Source organism: Mycolicibacterium cosmeticum (genome assembly GCF_000613185.1).
Taxonomy (GTDB): domain Bacteria; phylum Actinomycetota; class Actinomycetes; order Mycobacteriales; family Mycobacteriaceae; genus Mycobacterium; species Mycobacterium cosmeticum.
Genome location: NZ_CCBB010000001.1, coordinates 1,036,678 through 1,050,974 on the forward strand (window position 1 = coordinate 1,036,678; position 14,297 = coordinate 1,050,974).

Consider the following 14,297-nt stretch of genomic DNA (forward strand, 5'->3'; position numbering starts at 1 on the left):
ACGCTGACCGCGCAAAGACCGCCAAACTCTGTCAAACAGGTGGAGGTACCCACGAGTGACCGATCGTGAAATCGACGTCCTGGTCTCGGGCCGGGTGTTCAGCGATCTGGTGTTCACCGGTGTCGAGGCGCCGGCACCGGGAGCCGAGGTGTACGCCAGGGACTTCGCCATATCGCCCGGCGGTGCCGCCAACCGGGCAGTCGCTGCGGCCCGCTTGGGGGCATACACCGCGTTGGTGACCGAACTCGGCGACGACCCGATCGGCTGCATCATCGAGCGCGCCCTGCGCGGCGAACCCAATCTCGATCTGCGCTTCGCCGTCCAGCATGCCGAGTACCAGAACCCGATCACGGTGGCGATCACCGATGGGCACGACCGATCCTTCGTGACCTTCGAGCAGCAGCCGCCGCATCTGCCGTCCTGGCCCGACTCGACTCCGGTCCGGGTCGCCCATGTCGGTATGGGACGCGGACCCATCGACACCGAGGCGGCGCAACTCCGCTCGCGGGGAACGACTTTGGTGGGTGGCGTGGGGTGGGATCCGTCGGGCGAGTGGTCGGAGGCTCTGCTCGACCAACTCGACGCCATCGACATCCTCATCGTCAACGAGGTCGAGGCGCTCGCCTACACGCGGGCGCGGACCGCCGACGCCGCACTCGACATCCTCGCCGACCGGGTCGGCCTCGCCGTCATCACGTTGGGGCCGAACGGCGCGCTGGCCGCCCAGGGGGCGGACCGGCTGACGGTCCCGGCGCTCACCGTTCATGCGGTGGACCCGACCGGCGCCGGTGACGCCTTCACCGCCGCGTTCATGGCGGCCACGGCCTGGGACTGGCCGCTGGATCAACGCCTGCGACTGGCCAGCATCAGCGCCACCTGCTCGGTGCGCGGCGCCGGGGGTGCCCGCAGCGCACCCCGGCCCGCCGATATCGCCGACCTGCTCGCCGACCACCACCACGACCCGCTCTGGGCTCCGGTCCACGACTGGGCCGAACAGCACCGCAACTCCCCCGTCACCGCAACTCCAGGAGCGCTCTCGCTATGACCAGAATCCGCCTGTACCGACTCGGGGCCGCTGTCGCCGCGGCCGCCACGCTGCTGACCGCCACCGCATGCGCACCCGGACCGTCCGGTGGTGGCACTCCCGCCGCTCCCACCAACCAGGTCTCCAAGGACATCGCCGCGGCGGGCCCGGTCACACTGGCGGTGTGGGACCAGAACACCGACGGCGGCATGGTGAAGGCCCAGCAACAGCTCAATGCCGAGTTCGAGAAGATGTATCCCAACGTCACGATCAAGCGGACCGTCGAGTCGTTCAGTGACCTGAAGTCCACGCTGAAACTGGCGCTCTCCAGCAATACTCCCCCCGACGTCGTCCAGGCCAACCAGGGTTACCCGGACATGGGTGCCTTCGTCGCGGCCGGGATGCTGCGCCCGATGAACGACTACGCCAAGCTATACGGCTGGAACACCTACTATCCCGAAAGCCTGCTCAAGCAGAACAGTTTCAGCAGTGACGGCAAGACATGGCAGGGCGACACGCTGTTCGGTGTCTCCCAAACAGGTGAGGTCGTGGGTATCTACTACAACCGTCAGAAACTGGCGTCGCTCGGGTTGCCCGCTCCGACCACACTCGGCGAGTTGGACGCCGCGATGGCCGCCGCCAAGGCAAAAGGCATGCTGCCGATGGCTTTCGGCAATCTCGACAAGTCACCCGGTATCCACCTGTTCGGTGTGGTCCAGGCGGCGTTGGCCGGTGCGCCGGCGGTGAACAATCTGGTCAGCGGCCGCGACGGCGCCTGGACCGATCCCGCGTCGCTGAAAGCCGCCGAACAGGTCGCCAAATGGTCCGCCGAGGGCTATCTGACACCGGGAACCAACGGCGTCTCCCGTGACGACGCCGTCGGCACCTTCGGCAAGGGCGGTGCGCTGTTCACCCTCACCGGCACCTGGCTGCAGCAGCCCTTACAGGATGCCTTGGGGGACAACGTCGGCTTCACCACGCTGACTTCCGATGACGGCAAGCCCGCCACCACCGGCGGGCAGGGCCTGGCGTGGGCCATCACGTCGAAGTCGGCCCACCCCGATGTCGCCGCCGCCTACATCGACTTCGTCACCAACGCCAAAGCCGCTCAGGTGCTGCTGGATGCGGGCAATCTGCCGACGGTGCTGCCGGCGGGTTATGAACCGAAGGCCGGCACGTTGGCCGCCGATATCGCGACGCGGTATCGCGAGACGCAGAAGGCCGACGGTGTGGTGCCCTACCTCGACTACAGCACGCCGACCTTCTACGACACCATCACCACGGGCATGCAGGAACTGCTCGGCGGCCAGGCCGATCCGCAACAGTTCGTCGATTCACTGCAGAAGGATTACGCCGCCTTCCTGAAGAACCAGAAATGACCGTGACGCTGCGCCCACCACGACGACGGGCCGCGCCCGACACGACGGACACCGACGTGGTGGGTGACCGCCGCGGCCCGGCAGCACCGGCGCGCAGGGTGCGGCCGCGCGCGGCGATCCGCGGTTATCTCTATGTGGTACCGGCATTCCTGGTGTTCGTGGTGTTCCTCGGCGCCCCGCTGGTGCAGACCGTCCAGTACTCGTTCTACAACTGGAACGGTATCGGGACCGCCACCGTTGCCGGAATCTCCAACTACCTCAACGTCTTCGACGACGATCAGTTGCGGGCATCCTTTCTGCACGCCGGCGTCCTGATCCTGTTCTACGCGGCGGTGCCCGTCGTCATCGCGCTGGTGCTCAGTGCCGTGATCTCACGGGCGCATGCGATGCGGTCGATGTCGTTCTTCCGCACAGTTCTCTTCCTGCCGCAGGTGATCGCCACCGTCGTCATCGGCACGATCTGGATTTCCATCTACTCCCAGAACGGCCTGCTGAACCAGACACTGCGGGCGGTCGGACTGGACACCCTGACCCGGGTCTGGTTGGGCGACCACACCTTCGCGCTGATCGCCATCGGCCTGATCGGGACCTGGCTCAACATCGGGTTGTGCATGGTGCTCTTCCTGTCCGGCATCGGCAACATCGCACCGGAACTGTTCGAAGCCGCTCGGCTCGACGGCGCCGGACGGGTCCGTGAGTTCGTGGCCATCACGCTGCCGTCCCTGCGCGGCCAGATCGCGGTGGCCTTGACCCTCACCGTGGTGTCGGCCTTGAAGACCTTCGACCTGGTCTACATCACCACCCGCGGCGGGCCCGGAACCGCCACCACCGTGCCCGCCTTCGAGGCGTACAACCGAGCCTTCAACACCGGGCAGGTGGGCCTGGCTTCAGCCATCGCCGTGGTGCTGACCATCGCGATCGTCACCCTGACCTTCTTGATCAGCCGGATCAGTCCGCGGGAGGCCGAATGAACCCCAGCCGTACCGAAAAGACCGTCAACCAAGTCATTCTCGCTCTGTTCGCGGTCTTCGCCCTGGTGCCGTTGTTCGGTGTGCTGATGTCCTCCGTCACCCCGAGCAAGGAAAACTCGGGTGGTTTCGCCATACCGACGAGCATCGATCTGCACAACTACGGCGCGGCATGGGATCGCGGCAATTTCAGCAGCTATCTGTTGTCCAGCGTCGTGGTGACCGGTGCCGTCGTGACGCTGACGGTGGTCCTGGCGACCTTCGCCGGCTACGCGTTCGCCCGGATGCGTTTTCCCGGCTCGTCGGTGTTGTTCTACATCCTGCTGCTGGGCCTGACCCTGCCTGCCGAAGCCTTCATCATTCCGCTGTATTTCAACCTGCGCACCGTCGGGCTCACCGACACCTACTGGGCACTGATCCTGCCGCAGACCGCCCAATCGCTCGGATTCGCGGTGTTCTGGATGCGCAATCAGTTCCGCGGTTTCCCCGGCGAGATCATCGAAGCCGCACGGCTGGACGGTGCCAGTGACCTGCGGCTGCTGTGGCGCATCGTCGTGCCGCCGAGCCTGGCACCGATGATGACGATGGCCGTGATCGTGACGATGTGGACCTGGAACGAATTCCTGCTGCCGCTGGTGCTGGTGGTCTCCGACAACCGGCGGACCGCCCCGCTGGGCCTGGCCCTGTTCCAAGGGCAGCACCTCACGGACTACTCACTGCTGGCGGCCGCCGGTGTGATGGTCGCGCTACCGATCGCCGTGCTGTTCTTCGCCTTACAGAAGCGATTCATCACCGGCATGGTCGGCGGAATCTCCTCCCGCTGATACCGGCCCACCCGAGCCCCACGACCCAAGGAGAAAACCCATGGCAACCATCCAATTCGAGAAGGCCCAGCGGTGGTTCCCGAAAGCACCGACGCCCGCGGTGGCCGGTATCGACCTGGACATCGCCGACGGTGAATTCATGGTCCTCGTCGGCCCTTCCGGTTGTGGGAAATCCACCACGCTGCGCATGCTGGCGGGCTTGGAGGAGGTGACCGCCGGCTCCATTCGCCTGGGCGGGCGGGATATCACCACGACCGCGCCGAAGGACCGCGATATCGCCATGGTGTTCCAGAACTACGCCCTCTACCCGCACATGACGGTCGCCGGGAACATGGAATTCTGCCTCAAGAACGCCGGCCTACCCAAACATGAGCGCGAGCGTCGGGTTGCCGCGGCCGCTGCGACGCTCGGTCTCACCGACTACCTCGACCGTAAACCCAAGGCCCTGTCGGGTGGACAGCGCCAGCGGGTCGCCATGGGCCGGGCCATTGTTCGCAATCCGCAGGTGTTCTGCATGGACGAACCGCTGTCCAACCTGGATGCCAAGATGCGGGTGCAGACGCGCACCGACATCGCCAAACTGCAGCGTGAACTCGGCGTCACCACGGTCTATGTCACCCATGACCAGACCGAAGCCATGACAATGGGTGATCGCGTGGCCGTCATGAAAGACGGTGAGCTGCAACAGGTCGGTGTACCCATGGAGCTCTACGACCGGCCGGCCAACGTGTTCGTCGCCGGGTTCATCGGATCCCCTGCGATGAAGTTCTTCGAAGGCGAGCTCGGCGAGTCCGGGGTCACCGCCGCCGGACACACCATGGCGGTGGCGCGCTCGACGGCCGCGACCGGGCCCGTCATCGTCGGCGTGCGGCCCGAAGGATGGCGACTGACCCAGCCGGGGGCCGGCATCCCGGTCACCGTCGCCGTGGTCGAGACGCTGGGGGCCGACGCCTACCTGTACGGCACCGTCGGCGGTGTCGGCTCGGATGTCATCGTCCGGACCAGCGGCCGCGACCGGATCGGCATGGGCGATATCGTGCACGTGACCGCGGACTCGCACGCGATTCATCTCTTCGACAAGGACACCGGCGTCCGGATTCCGTGACCCTTGCGCAGGCACCGCAGTTAGGATCGGGCGAGTGTTGTCAGCATGTGACCCGATCACCTGGCAGCCGCGGCGTATCGCGATCGCCGGGGTGTCCGGATCAGGAAAAACAACGTTGGCCGAACATGTTTCGGATCGGCTGCATCTGCCGCACGTCGAGATCGACGGCCTGTTCCACGGGCCGAACTGGCGGCCGCGAGACAGTTTCGTCGACGACGTTCACACCATCATCTCGGGCACGTCATGGGTCATCGAGTGGCAGTATGCGGCGGTACGCGACCAGATCGCCGAACGCGCCGACACCATTCTGTGGCTCGACCTGCCCACACCGCTGACGCTGTACCAACTGACCCGCCGCACGTTGCACCGGCGGTTGCGCCGCGTGGAGCTGTGGAACGGCAATTACGAAGGGCCGCTGCGCAACTTCTTCACCGACCCGGAGCACATCGTGCGGTGGGGCATCCGCACCCGCAACAAGTATCGGGGCCTGCTGCCGGCCATCGAGGGTCGTCACCCTCATCTGCACGTCGTTCGGCTGACGTCCCGGCGGGACGGTGCGCACTGGGTCAGCCGGGCGGCGACCCGCAGTTAGCGCCCGCGCGGCGAGTCAGTGGGTCAGCGCAGATCCTTGAGCATCGCCACACCGAGCGGACCTCGGCCCTGACCAACCACCGCAAAACCCTTGCGCTGGTATAGGCGTTGAGCCGGGTTGCGAATGTGCACATTGGTGCACATGACACTCATGGTCGTGGCGCAGCGGGCGAATAGCGCCTCCAACAGCACGCCCCCGATGCCCGTACCGCGCCGGCCCGGCGCGACGGCGATACACAATTCGGGAATCGATTCACCGCCGGCATCAAGCCACAGCGGCGGATCGTTGTGCCTCGTCCAGGTCGCTCCGACCGGCTCGCCCGGCCGATCTTCGGCGATGATGGGTATCTCGCCTTCCGCCGGAAGCATGCGCAGCACCTCGTCGTCCTCCGGGTCGGGAAGCGGCCAGTCCTCGATGATGCAGGCGTGCCGGGCCATCTCGACGACGAAGGCGTGGTCGGCGATCGTTGCCGCGCGCAAGCGCACCGCCGGTAGCTGAGGCATGGCGTGTCCTCGCAGTCAGGAGCCGATCTGAGCCAGCAAGGACGTCATGTCCGACAAATCCCACACATCGGCGAACAGTCCGTCGTCGACACGGTAGATGGTGAATTCGGGGATGCTCACCCGCCGATTGGTGCCCGGTACACCCGCGAAGGTACCGAGATGGGTGCCGCCCACCTCGAACCGCAGCGAAATCAGATCACCATCGATGGCCAGACCCTTCACTTCCCAGCGCCAGTCTGGGAAAGCCGCGAAGATGGGGGCGAACTGTTCGGCGACCGCACCGGGCGGCATCGGTTTGTCGTTGACCCTGATGGCGCCACTGTAGAAGGTCGACATGCGATCGATGTCGTGGTCGTTACACGCGTTCAGGTAGCGGCGATACAGGTCTTCGAGCTCGGCGCGGTTGCTGGCCAATCTGCGTTGCCCTCCTCGTTCGTGAGTATTCGATTACAGCATGTTCAAGAGGATGCCAGGGTGCCCGACAGCCGCCGTCGTGCTCGGCTGTGCTTCCCAACTGATCACCGTTCACATGTGATCGAGGCTCGAAACACCCGCTGTTCGTCCTCCCAAACCATTTGGTCGCGGGTGGTGGCTGCCACCGCATAGCCTTTTGGCCCATGACGTTCATCGAGGTCGTGGAGACCGTCGGCACGGTTATCGACGGAACCGGAGTGGCGATCATCGCGATCGGCGCGGTGATCGCGGCGGGCGTCGCGATCGGCCGGCTACGGCGAAAGGAAAACGACACCTACGAGAAGTTGCGCCAACAACTCGGCCGGTCGATTCTGCTCGGCCTCGAGCTGCTGGTGGCGGCCGACATCATCCGCACGGTCGCAGTGACACCGACCGCGCAGAGCGTGGCCGTACTCGCCGGGATCGTGCTGATCCGAACCTTCTTGAGCTGGTCACTGGAGTTGGAGATCAGCGGTCGCTGGCCATGGCAGAAGAAGCGACCGGCGGCCGCCCCGTCACCCGGCGCGCGCCGCGATGATGACCGGTCCTCGGCGGCGACCCTTCCCGACTAGGCACGCCACGGTGTCGCGGTGGCCCGGTGCAACGAGGAGCCGAATGCACTAACCATGCCGCCACGTCGCGAACGGCGACAATGGAAGGCATTGGACCCCAGACCACCCCACCCCGACTGTCGATCAACGACGGCGACTTTGGCGGGCATAGATCACACGGTTTGCGACGTTCGGTTTAGCAGGCGATTCCCGACAAACCAGGCAAGAAGAAGTCGAGCACCACGGGGGGAGTGACGATGAGTTATCTGGGGGGACAGCTGGCCGCCTTGGCGGTCATGGCGGCACTGGTCGGCGGCGTGGCCTGGGCGGTAGTGGTGATGAGCAAACCGCGGCCGCCACTGGAGGACGACGACGAACCGGAATCGGAGATGTAGGAGTCCGGGTGACTCTCGTACACACGCTCACCCAAGGCGATGTCGCGCCGTGGATCGCCCCCGCAGCCCGGGCGGTCGTGTTCATCACCATTGGCGTGGCACTGATGGCTCTCGTTGCGACACTCCATGTTTCGGGAGTGATCTGACCAATCGCTCTGGCACGCAGCACGGTTCGCCGCGGCCGCGCAATAGCCGAGGTTTCAGCCGTCGCACGGTGACGCAGCAGCCGGCAGCCGCCCGATCGCGCCGAAGCTTTGTGTTGATCGAGGGCCATACCGCATAGCGGGCGGCCGTCGCCAGAGATTGACACTTTGTCTGCTAACAGACATTATTGTCTGGTGGCAGACAAAATCTGGGCGGCTCAGCATGACACCGTCGGTGCGTGGACCAAGCGCTGCTATCTCGCCGCGCGTGCAGCCATGGAGGACTCGCTGAGGCCCTACGACCTCGGTGCGACCCAGTGGTATGTGCTGTACCAACTCGTGCATGCCGGACCCACCCGACAACGGGAATTGCAGCGCATCCTGCAGGTCGAGCGTGCGACGCTCAGCGCCGTCGTCGTCACTCTGGTACGCAAGCAACTCGTCGAGCAGATTCCCGACAGCGTCGATCAGCGGCAGAAACTGCTGCGTCTCACCGCAGCCGGCCAAGCGTTGTGGCGCGAACTGCCCGACTTGACCCGAATACACGCCGTGGCCTTCGACGGGATGGACCCTGCCGACATCGACGTCGCGATCCGGGTGCTGCGAGCCGCCACCGAGCGCCTCGAACAATTCTCACAGAAGGAAGACTCATGAAGGTTTTGGTAACCGGCGCCACCGGCTTGGTGGGCGCCCGCCTGCTGCCGCGTCTCGTCGAGGATGGCCACGACTGCCGCGTCGTGGTCCGTCGGTCGGGGTCGGTGCCGCACGACGTGACAGAGGTGATCGCCGACCTGTCCGATGGTGAGTCACTCGCGGCCGCGGTAAGCGGCGTCGAGGCGATCGTCCATCTGGCCGCCGTGTTTCGCACGACGGACACCGATCTGATCTGGAAGACGAACCTCGACGGAACCGTCGACCTCATCGCTGCGGTCCAACAGCACGCGCCTATGGCGCGGGTGATCATGGCGAGCACCGCGCACATTTACGATGCCGACGGCACGCGTCCGGGCCGCGAGGACGACTCCGCAGACCCGAAGCAGGCCTACCCGGCAAGCAAGCTGGCCGCCGAAAATGCCCTGCGCACCAGTGGTTTGACGTGGGCAATTCAACGTTATGGCTTCGTCTACGGCGACGGCGACGGCCACTTGGAGTCACTGCCCGCTCACGCCGCGAACGCCCGTATGCACCCGGCACAACGAATGAGCCTCATCCATCACCGCGACATCGCGACCGCCACCCGCATCGCGCTTACCGGCGCCTGGGACGGCCGCATCGTCAACATCACCGATGAAGCACCGACCACCCTCTACGAGCTCGTCGAGATTGGCGGCGGCGCGATGAACCCGTCGTCGCAAGCACTGGAACACCCTTGGCGCCTGCACATGGATGGCGGGCTCGCGCGCCGACTGGGCTTCAAGCCCAGCGTGCGCACCATTCACCACGCGATCGAGCAGGACATACTCTGAAATCTCCGCGGTAGCGGGTCACACCCGCCGGCATCGGCGACGCCCACTTCGCTCCCGCAAACTCGAACATCCCTGTGCCGGACGGTGATACGACCCACGACGGTCGCTCGCCATGTGACTCAAACGCAAGCACTCAGTCGGGGCCGGCAAACTGCAGCGTGATCATGCCGCTCATGGCAACGCGCTCCCCCGGGCCCGGATCCTGCGTGACAATCACGTTAGGTGCATACGCCGAGCCGCGGACATCAGGACCCTTGAGAAGACTCCCCGACCAACCCACGGCCTGCAATTGCCGCGCAACATCAACCCAGAACATGCCCCGCACATCCGGCATGACGAACGATGCGGGCTGATTCTTGCCGGGCACCGGTGGTACTGAGTGCAGCGATGACGCCGAGCGCGGCGGCGCCTCACTCGGTGAACACCCACCTACGGCGAGCACACCGATCGCGGCCCATCCCACGATCCCCGCCGACAACGCCACGCCCCGAGCCACCACCGCCGTCCCCACACCGCGATGCTAGGCGCCCGATCACCTTCCGGACATCGACGCAGACGATCGCGCTGTCAATATGAACTTGACATCCGACCATACGTCAATTGATTCTTGACACATGACGGGCTCATTCACCGCACTGGGTCGACAACTCCACCACGAACTCGGCCAGATCCTCGCCGCCCCGGTTCTCCGCAGCGAGAATGATCCGCTCGACCGGGTGCGCGCCGCTCGCGCTATCCAGCATCGGGCCGACGCCCTGATGGCCGCGGCCGTCGAGCAAGCCCGCGACGATGGCCGAACATGGCAGGAGATTGGCGACATCCTCGGAGTGTCGCGACAGGCCGCTTTCCAGCGTTACGGCAAGCCAATTGATCCGAGAACCGGAGAAGCCATGAACACCAATCCCCTGCCAGGGGCCGGCGAATTGGCCGGAACAGTCATCGCCGATCTTGCGCACGGTCGATGGGCTGAGGTCAGCGCACGCTTCGACGACACGATGCGCGACCGGCTCACCGACGAAGGTCTTGCTCAAGCCTGGGCTCACATAGTGGGCTTGGCCGGAGCCTACGAAAGCCACGGCGACACCGAGGCCGTGCGCGCCGGTGATTTCACCACCACGAACACGCCGTTGAGTTTCGAGGCTGGTGACTTCGTCGCTCGTATCACCTTCCGCGACGATCGGACGGTCGCGGGCCTGTACATCCTTGATCCGCTGGTCGCCGGCAGCTCGAGCACATCGACCACCCTGTGAACCACCAAGCCATCCAACAGATCTGAACGAGTCCCAGTGGGACGAGCATCGTCAACGAAGTTCGGAAAAACTCCGGGAAGGCCGATGATCACCGCTTTGATCGATCATCGTCGGAAACCACGGCGCTCCCCGCAGCGGCCGGTAGTCAGCGGCCGCCAAGGCGGCTGCGGCCGCCGATAACAAAGCCAGAACCAGGGCCGGCTGGCGGATGGCGTGAGCCGGAAGGTTGTGGAACAACAGCCAGCCCAGCGTCACCGTGATGATCACTCCGAGACCATCGGTCGCGCCGATGATAGAAACATCGGGCCTGTTCAGGCCGATCTGCCCACCGGTGATCGCGGTGACCAACGCACAGATGGCTACGGCAGCGCAGAGCGGGAAGGTGAGCTTCCACAGGCCCCATGCCACGCGGTCGGCCTCCTGAAACTCCTTCCACGGCAGGAATAGTGCGACAACCATCAAGACGCCCGCCGCGCCGCAGATCAAGCGTCGAATCAATGTGATCATCTCGTCCTCCTCGGTCCTACCGAGGATGGTTGCGTTCGGAGGTCGTGCTGTCGATTACGTCGAGGTAATGGAACAGCCAACTTGGTACGGCTACAGTCGGTGCGAATGGCGACCATTGGCTCCGCTGCTCAGGTCGGCCCGTTGCTGCGCGAGTGGCGGCAACGGCGCCGGCTGACCCAACTGGAACTTGCACTGGATGCGGGCGTCTCGGCGCGACACCTGAGCTTCATCGAGACCGGCCGCTCCAAACCCGGAAGAGAGATGCTGCTTCGCCTCGGAGAGCGGCTCGACATGCCGTTCCGCGAACGCAACCGGTTACTGCTCGCCGCTGGGCACGCCCCGGCCTTCCCTGAGCACCCGTTCGGGGCACCCGAACTCGCTCCGATCCGGGAAGCGCTGGAGCGGATCCTGAAAAGTCATGAGCCCTATCCGGCGGTCGTCTTCGACCGGCAGTGGAACCTGGTCGCCGCGAACGCGGCCATCCAACCGCTCATCGCAACCATCGACCGTGCCCTCCTGGTTCCGCCGGTCAACGTCCTGCGGGTCGCCCTGGCGTTGACTCCGCAGATCATCAACGCCAGCGACGTCATGGGCTACTTTCGTGATCGCATCCAGCGGCAGCTCACCGACACCTCCGACAAGCAGCTCGAGCAACTACTGCACGAGTTCGAGGAATATCTGCCACGTGAAGACCGCCACGCGGCAAGGGAATCCGACTTCGCACAAAACCTCGGCCCCGTCAGAGTACGGGCGCCTGACGGTGGAGAGTGGTCGTTCTTCGGCATGTTCGGCACGTTCGATATGCCGTTCGAGGTCACGATTTCCGAGTTGGCCATCGAGATGCTCTTTCCCGCCGATCGCACAACTGCCGAGGCATTCGAATCGCTTGCGCGACAAGGGGGAGATGGTTAGACGGACCAGGTTGGCTGTACCGCAATCGGCGCCCGATCTCTTATGACGAATCAGTCGGAGCGTTGCGCCAATGGCGGATGGCAGATGCAAACTGGTCGGGAGCGTCAGAGGGGACGAAGTGGCCGGCACCTTTGACGACCACGGTCTGATGGTCGGCGAAAATCCCCTGCCACTTTTGCAGTTCCTTATCCCCGAACGCGAAGTCGCTGTCGCCCCAGACGATCAGTGTCGGCAGTGCCGCAATATCGGGCAGCCCGGCCTCGATCTCAGCCAGAAATGCTCGGCTGGAGGTGATCTCACGCGGGAACACGGCTGAACCCTCGCGACGACTGGGACTGTCGAGGGCGTTTTGATAGTGGACCATCTGCGCACGCGTGGGCTTGGTCAGTCGGTGCCCCACGGGGATCATCACGTTGACGAACAGATTGAGCTGGCGGATCAGCAAGCGCCCGAGCTGGCTACCCATCGCATAGGACATGACCTGTACGAGCGGGTCGCCGACCGGCCACGCCCACGTGTTGGTCAACACCAACCCTGCAAAGGCCTGAGGCCGGCGCCGCACCGCGGCAAGCCCGATGGGGCCGCCCCAGTCGTGGCCGACAAGAGTGGCATTGCTCAACGCGAGAAGATCCACGAATCGGTCGACGACCTCAGCGTGCTGTGCTGGCAGAAACTGGTAGCCCTTTGCCGCGACCGACAGGCCAAAACCGGGGTAGTCGATTGCGATACAGCGGAATTCCGTTCGCAAGGATTCGATGACCTTGCTGTAGTCGAATGACCAGGTGGGGTTGCCGTGCAGGAACAGCAACGTGGGTCCCGAACCTTCATCGACGTAATGCACCCGATGCCCATCGATGTCGATGAATCGGCTCTCGAACGGGAACAGTTGGTTGTCGACCCACGCGGGCCTTTCACTGACAGTCATGTCCCACCCCCCTCTACTTACCTGATATGATCAAGTTCACTTTAAAATAGCAAGTAGGTGGCGATGAGTCGAGACTACGGTCAATATTGCGGATTAGCACGCGCACTGGATGTTGTGGGTGACCGTTGGAACCTGTTGATCGTCCGAGAACTGCTCATCGGACCCGCACGGTATGGCGAGCTACGGGAGGGACTCTTCGGCATTGCGACCAATCTGCTGACCGACCGGCTGCGCGACCTGGAAACCGCCGGTGTCGTGGAGCGGCGCCTGTCTGACGACAGTAATGCGATCACCTATGCATTAACGCCTTGGGGCGCTCAGCTCCGCGAGCCGATCAACGGCCTGATTCGCTGGTCGACCCCGCTCATGATCCATGGACGTGAGGGCGATGATTTCCGCGCCGAAGGATTGTTGGTGGCGCTGCCCGCACTGTTCGAAAGGCGGCTACCCGCACGTCACGACGCATCCGTCGCAGTCGCAGTGGACGGTGTGGTGATCCAACTACGAGCCAGTAAGAGCGGGATCGAAGTGAGCAGACCAGAGGGCGGCGAATATGACGCAGTGCTCACCGGTGACGGGGCGATTGTGCTGGGACTCTCGGCCGGCGCATTGGCGCTCGATGACGTTCGCACGCTGGTCGACATCGACGGTGACGAGTCAGCCCTGCGCGTCTTTTTCGACGCGCCTACGTCGTCGGTTCACGTCACTTCCTGACCGCCATGCGCGTGATTCTGCGGGCATCAGCACCGCCTCAATGCGAGCGGCCAACTCCGCAATGTCTATGGGGACAAGGGTGTCGATGCGCAGCACCGGCGTGATCGCCAGCGGCTCGGCAGTGGCCGCCCAAACTTCCCAATCGGTGGCCAAGCGATGCTGATCGTCGTGCAGCACCGAACGCGTCCGACGTCGATACCGTTCCCGGATGACATCGACAGGCGCACTGCACCACACCTCGACGGCGCGCAGTGCACCGCTGCGCCGCAATCCTTCTGCGGCATAGCGCAGATCTCGCGGCCGATACCACCACGAATCGAGGATCACACGCCCCTGATACTGCGCCGCCAGGGACCACACCAACTCTGATGCAACCGCCCCCACCGCTTCTGGCGAGGGCGCATCGGCATTCGTTGCCAACCGCTCCTTCAAGACGTCCTTCGCGATTAGCTCGACATCCAGCCGCGATGCCAGCGTAGTCGCCAATGTCGACTTCCCAACCCCGGGCAAGCCATTGACGAGCACCACTTCTTCAGCCATGACACATCCGCGGTCGCAATCGGGCCAGCCGCCTCTGCCCAATAGT

At 64.5% G+C, this 14,297-nt stretch carries 19 protein-coding genes; 13 read left to right on the forward strand and 6 right to left on the reverse strand.

What is annotated here, in order from left to right:
- Window positions 1-55 precede the first annotated feature (55 nt).
- The 6 genes from BN977_RS04955 to BN977_RS04980 are packed head-to-tail and all read left to right on the forward strand — an operon-like array spanning window position 56 to window position 5,892.
- Window positions 56-1,045 carry a carbohydrate kinase family protein gene (locus BN977_RS04955; RefSeq protein ID WP_036396572.1) on the forward strand — a complete coding sequence of 330 codons (990 nt, stop codon included), beginning with the start codon at window positions 56-58 and terminating at the stop codon, window positions 1,043-1,045.
- Window positions 1,042-2,403 (forward strand): extracellular solute-binding protein, encoded by a 1,362-nt coding sequence (locus tag BN977_RS04960; RefSeq protein WP_036396573.1) that lies wholly within the window; start codon window positions 1,042-1,044, stop codon window positions 2,401-2,403. The genes BN977_RS04955 and BN977_RS04960 overlap by 4 nt, the downstream gene beginning before the upstream one ends.
- Window positions 2,400-3,374: a carbohydrate ABC transporter permease gene (locus BN977_RS04965; RefSeq protein WP_191262672.1), complete on the forward strand. Its 975-nt coding sequence runs from the start codon at window positions 2,400-2,402 to the stop codon at window positions 3,372-3,374. Before BN977_RS04960 ends, BN977_RS04965 begins: the two co-directional genes overlap by 4 nt.
- A complete protein-coding gene (locus BN977_RS04970) occupies window positions 3,371-4,195 on the forward strand; it encodes a carbohydrate ABC transporter permease (protein ID WP_036396575.1) in 825 nt (274 codons plus the stop codon). The genes BN977_RS04965 and BN977_RS04970 overlap by 4 nt, the downstream gene beginning before the upstream one ends.
- 40 nt (window positions 4,196-4,235) lie before the next feature.
- Window positions 4,236-5,300, forward strand: a complete 1,065-nt coding sequence (locus BN977_RS04975) for an ABC transporter ATP-binding protein (protein WP_036396577.1) — start codon at window positions 4,236-4,238, stop codon at window positions 5,298-5,300.
- Between the two features lie 34 nt (window positions 5,301-5,334).
- Window positions 5,335-5,892: a P-loop NTPase family protein gene (locus BN977_RS04980; protein WP_051561059.1), complete on the forward strand. Its 558-nt coding sequence runs from the start codon at window positions 5,335-5,337 to the stop codon at window positions 5,890-5,892.
- Window positions 5,893-5,915: 23 nt separating this feature from the next.
- Here the strand turns inward: BN977_RS04980 and BN977_RS31335 are convergent, their stop codons facing one another.
- Window positions 5,916-6,377, reverse strand: coding sequence for a GNAT family N-acetyltransferase (locus BN977_RS31335; protein ID WP_165576288.1), 462 nt, complete (start codon window positions 6,375-6,377; stop codon window positions 5,916-5,918).
- Between the two features lie 33 nt (window positions 6,378-6,410).
- Window positions 6,411-6,809 carry an ester cyclase gene (locus tag BN977_RS04990; protein ID WP_024452117.1) on the reverse strand — a complete coding sequence of 133 codons (399 nt, stop codon included), beginning with the start codon at window positions 6,807-6,809 and terminating at the stop codon, window positions 6,411-6,413.
- 203 nt (window positions 6,810-7,012) lie between these two features.
- On the opposite strand from BN977_RS04990, the gene BN977_RS04995 reads away from it, so the two are divergent.
- From BN977_RS04995 to BN977_RS05005, 4 genes are all read left to right on the forward strand, one after another.
- Window positions 7,013-7,420 (forward strand): DUF1622 domain-containing protein, encoded by a 408-nt coding sequence (locus BN977_RS04995; protein ID WP_024452116.1) that lies wholly within the window; start codon window positions 7,013-7,015, stop codon window positions 7,418-7,420.
- 236 nt (window positions 7,421-7,656) lie between these two features.
- Entirely contained in the window at window positions 7,657-7,794 is a 138-nt protein-coding gene (locus BN977_RS32795) for a hypothetical protein (protein ID WP_165576289.1), read from the forward strand.
- Between the two features lie 338 nt (window positions 7,795-8,132).
- Window positions 8,133-8,591 carry a MarR family winged helix-turn-helix transcriptional regulator gene (locus tag BN977_RS05000; RefSeq protein WP_024452115.1) on the forward strand — a complete coding sequence of 153 codons (459 nt, stop codon included), beginning with the start codon at window positions 8,133-8,135 and terminating at the stop codon, window positions 8,589-8,591.
- The gene (locus BN977_RS05005; RefSeq protein WP_036396580.1) at window positions 8,588-9,403 is read left to right on the forward strand and encodes an NAD-dependent epimerase/dehydratase family protein; all 816 of its coding nucleotides are present in this window, start codon (window positions 8,588-8,590) and stop codon (window positions 9,401-9,403) included. The genes BN977_RS05000 and BN977_RS05005 overlap by 4 nt, the downstream gene beginning before the upstream one ends.
- A 133-nt stretch (window positions 9,404-9,536) precedes the next feature.
- On the opposite strand, the gene BN977_RS33615 is transcribed toward BN977_RS05005, so the two are convergent.
- Entirely contained in the window at window positions 9,537-9,914 is a 378-nt protein-coding gene (locus BN977_RS33615; RefSeq protein WP_138251387.1) for a PASTA domain-containing protein, read from the reverse strand.
- A gap of 103 nt (window positions 9,915-10,017) precedes the next feature.
- Between BN977_RS33615 and BN977_RS05015 the strand changes: the two genes are divergently transcribed.
- Window positions 10,018-10,653, forward strand: coding sequence for a DUF3887 domain-containing protein (locus BN977_RS05015; protein WP_024452112.1), 636 nt, complete (start codon window positions 10,018-10,020; stop codon window positions 10,651-10,653).
- Between the two features lie 51 nt (window positions 10,654-10,704).
- Here the strand turns inward: BN977_RS05015 and BN977_RS05020 are convergent, their stop codons facing one another.
- The gene (locus BN977_RS05020) at window positions 10,705-11,160 is read right to left on the reverse strand and encodes a hypothetical protein (protein WP_036396581.1); all 456 of its coding nucleotides are present in this window, start codon (window positions 11,158-11,160) and stop codon (window positions 10,705-10,707) included.
- Between the two features lie 105 nt (window positions 11,161-11,265).
- Between BN977_RS05020 and BN977_RS05025 the strand changes: the two genes are divergently transcribed.
- Window positions 11,266-12,072, forward strand: a complete 807-nt coding sequence (locus BN977_RS05025) for a helix-turn-helix domain-containing protein (protein WP_036396582.1) — start codon at window positions 11,266-11,268, stop codon at window positions 12,070-12,072.
- Window positions 12,073-12,112: 40 nt separating this feature from the next.
- Here BN977_RS05025 and BN977_RS05030 read toward each other — a convergent pair whose 3' ends face one another.
- Window positions 12,113-12,997, reverse strand: coding sequence for an alpha/beta fold hydrolase (locus BN977_RS05030; protein WP_036396583.1), 885 nt, complete (start codon window positions 12,995-12,997; stop codon window positions 12,113-12,115).
- Between the two features lie 63 nt (window positions 12,998-13,060).
- Between BN977_RS05030 and BN977_RS05035 the strand changes: the two genes are divergently transcribed.
- Window positions 13,061-13,711, forward strand: coding sequence for a winged helix-turn-helix transcriptional regulator (locus BN977_RS05035; protein WP_036396585.1), 651 nt, complete (start codon window positions 13,061-13,063; stop codon window positions 13,709-13,711).
- Here BN977_RS05035 and BN977_RS31700 read toward each other — a convergent pair.
- The gene (locus BN977_RS31700) at window positions 13,655-14,251 is read right to left on the reverse strand and encodes a P-loop nucleotide/nucleoside kinase family protein (protein WP_084172404.1); all 597 of its coding nucleotides are present in this window, start codon (window positions 14,249-14,251) and stop codon (window positions 13,655-13,657) included. The genes BN977_RS05035 and BN977_RS31700 overlap by 57 nt on opposite strands.
- Window positions 14,252-14,297 lie beyond the last annotated feature (46 nt).

Bases quoted from the DNA above. Each gene is read 5' to 3' on its own strand.
- BN977_RS04960 (WP_036396573.1), top strand. From the start codon at position 1,042: ATGACCAGAATCCGCCTGTACCGACTCGGGGCCGCTGTCGCCGCGGCC.
- BN977_RS04965 (WP_191262672.1), top strand. From the start codon at position 2,400: ATGACCGTGACGCTGCGCCCACCACGACGACGGGCCGCGCCCGACACG.
- BN977_RS04970 (WP_036396575.1), top strand. From the start codon at position 3,371: ATGAACCCCAGCCGTACCGAAAAGACCGTCAACCAAGTCATTCTCGCT.
- BN977_RS04975 (WP_036396577.1), top strand. From the start codon at position 4,236: ATGGCAACCATCCAATTCGAGAAGGCCCAGCGGTGGTTCCCGAAAGCA.
- BN977_RS04995 (WP_024452116.1), top strand. From the start codon at position 7,013: ATGACGTTCATCGAGGTCGTGGAGACCGTCGGCACGGTTATCGACGGA.
- BN977_RS32795 (WP_165576289.1), top strand. From the start codon at position 7,657: ATGAGTTATCTGGGGGGACAGCTGGCCGCCTTGGCGGTCATGGCGGCA.
- BN977_RS05005 (WP_036396580.1), top strand. From the start codon at position 8,588: ATGAAGGTTTTGGTAACCGGCGCCACCGGCTTGGTGGGCGCCCGCCTG.
- BN977_RS05015 (WP_024452112.1), top strand. From the start codon at position 10,018: ATGACGGGCTCATTCACCGCACTGGGTCGACAACTCCACCACGAACTC.
- BN977_RS05020 (WP_036396581.1), bottom strand. From the start codon at position 11,160: ATGATCACATTGATTCGACGCTTGATCTGCGGCGCGGCGGGCGTCTTG.
- BN977_RS05025 (WP_036396582.1), top strand. From the start codon at position 11,266: ATGGCGACCATTGGCTCCGCTGCTCAGGTCGGCCCGTTGCTGCGCGAG.
- BN977_RS05030 (WP_036396583.1), bottom strand. From the start codon at position 12,997: ATGACTGTCAGTGAAAGGCCCGCGTGGGTCGACAACCAACTGTTCCCG.
- BN977_RS05035 (WP_036396585.1), top strand. From the start codon at position 13,061: ATGAGTCGAGACTACGGTCAATATTGCGGATTAGCACGCGCACTGGAT.
- BN977_RS31700 (WP_084172404.1), bottom strand. From the start codon at position 14,251: ATGGCTGAAGAAGTGGTGCTCGTCAATGGCTTGCCCGGGGTTGGGAAG.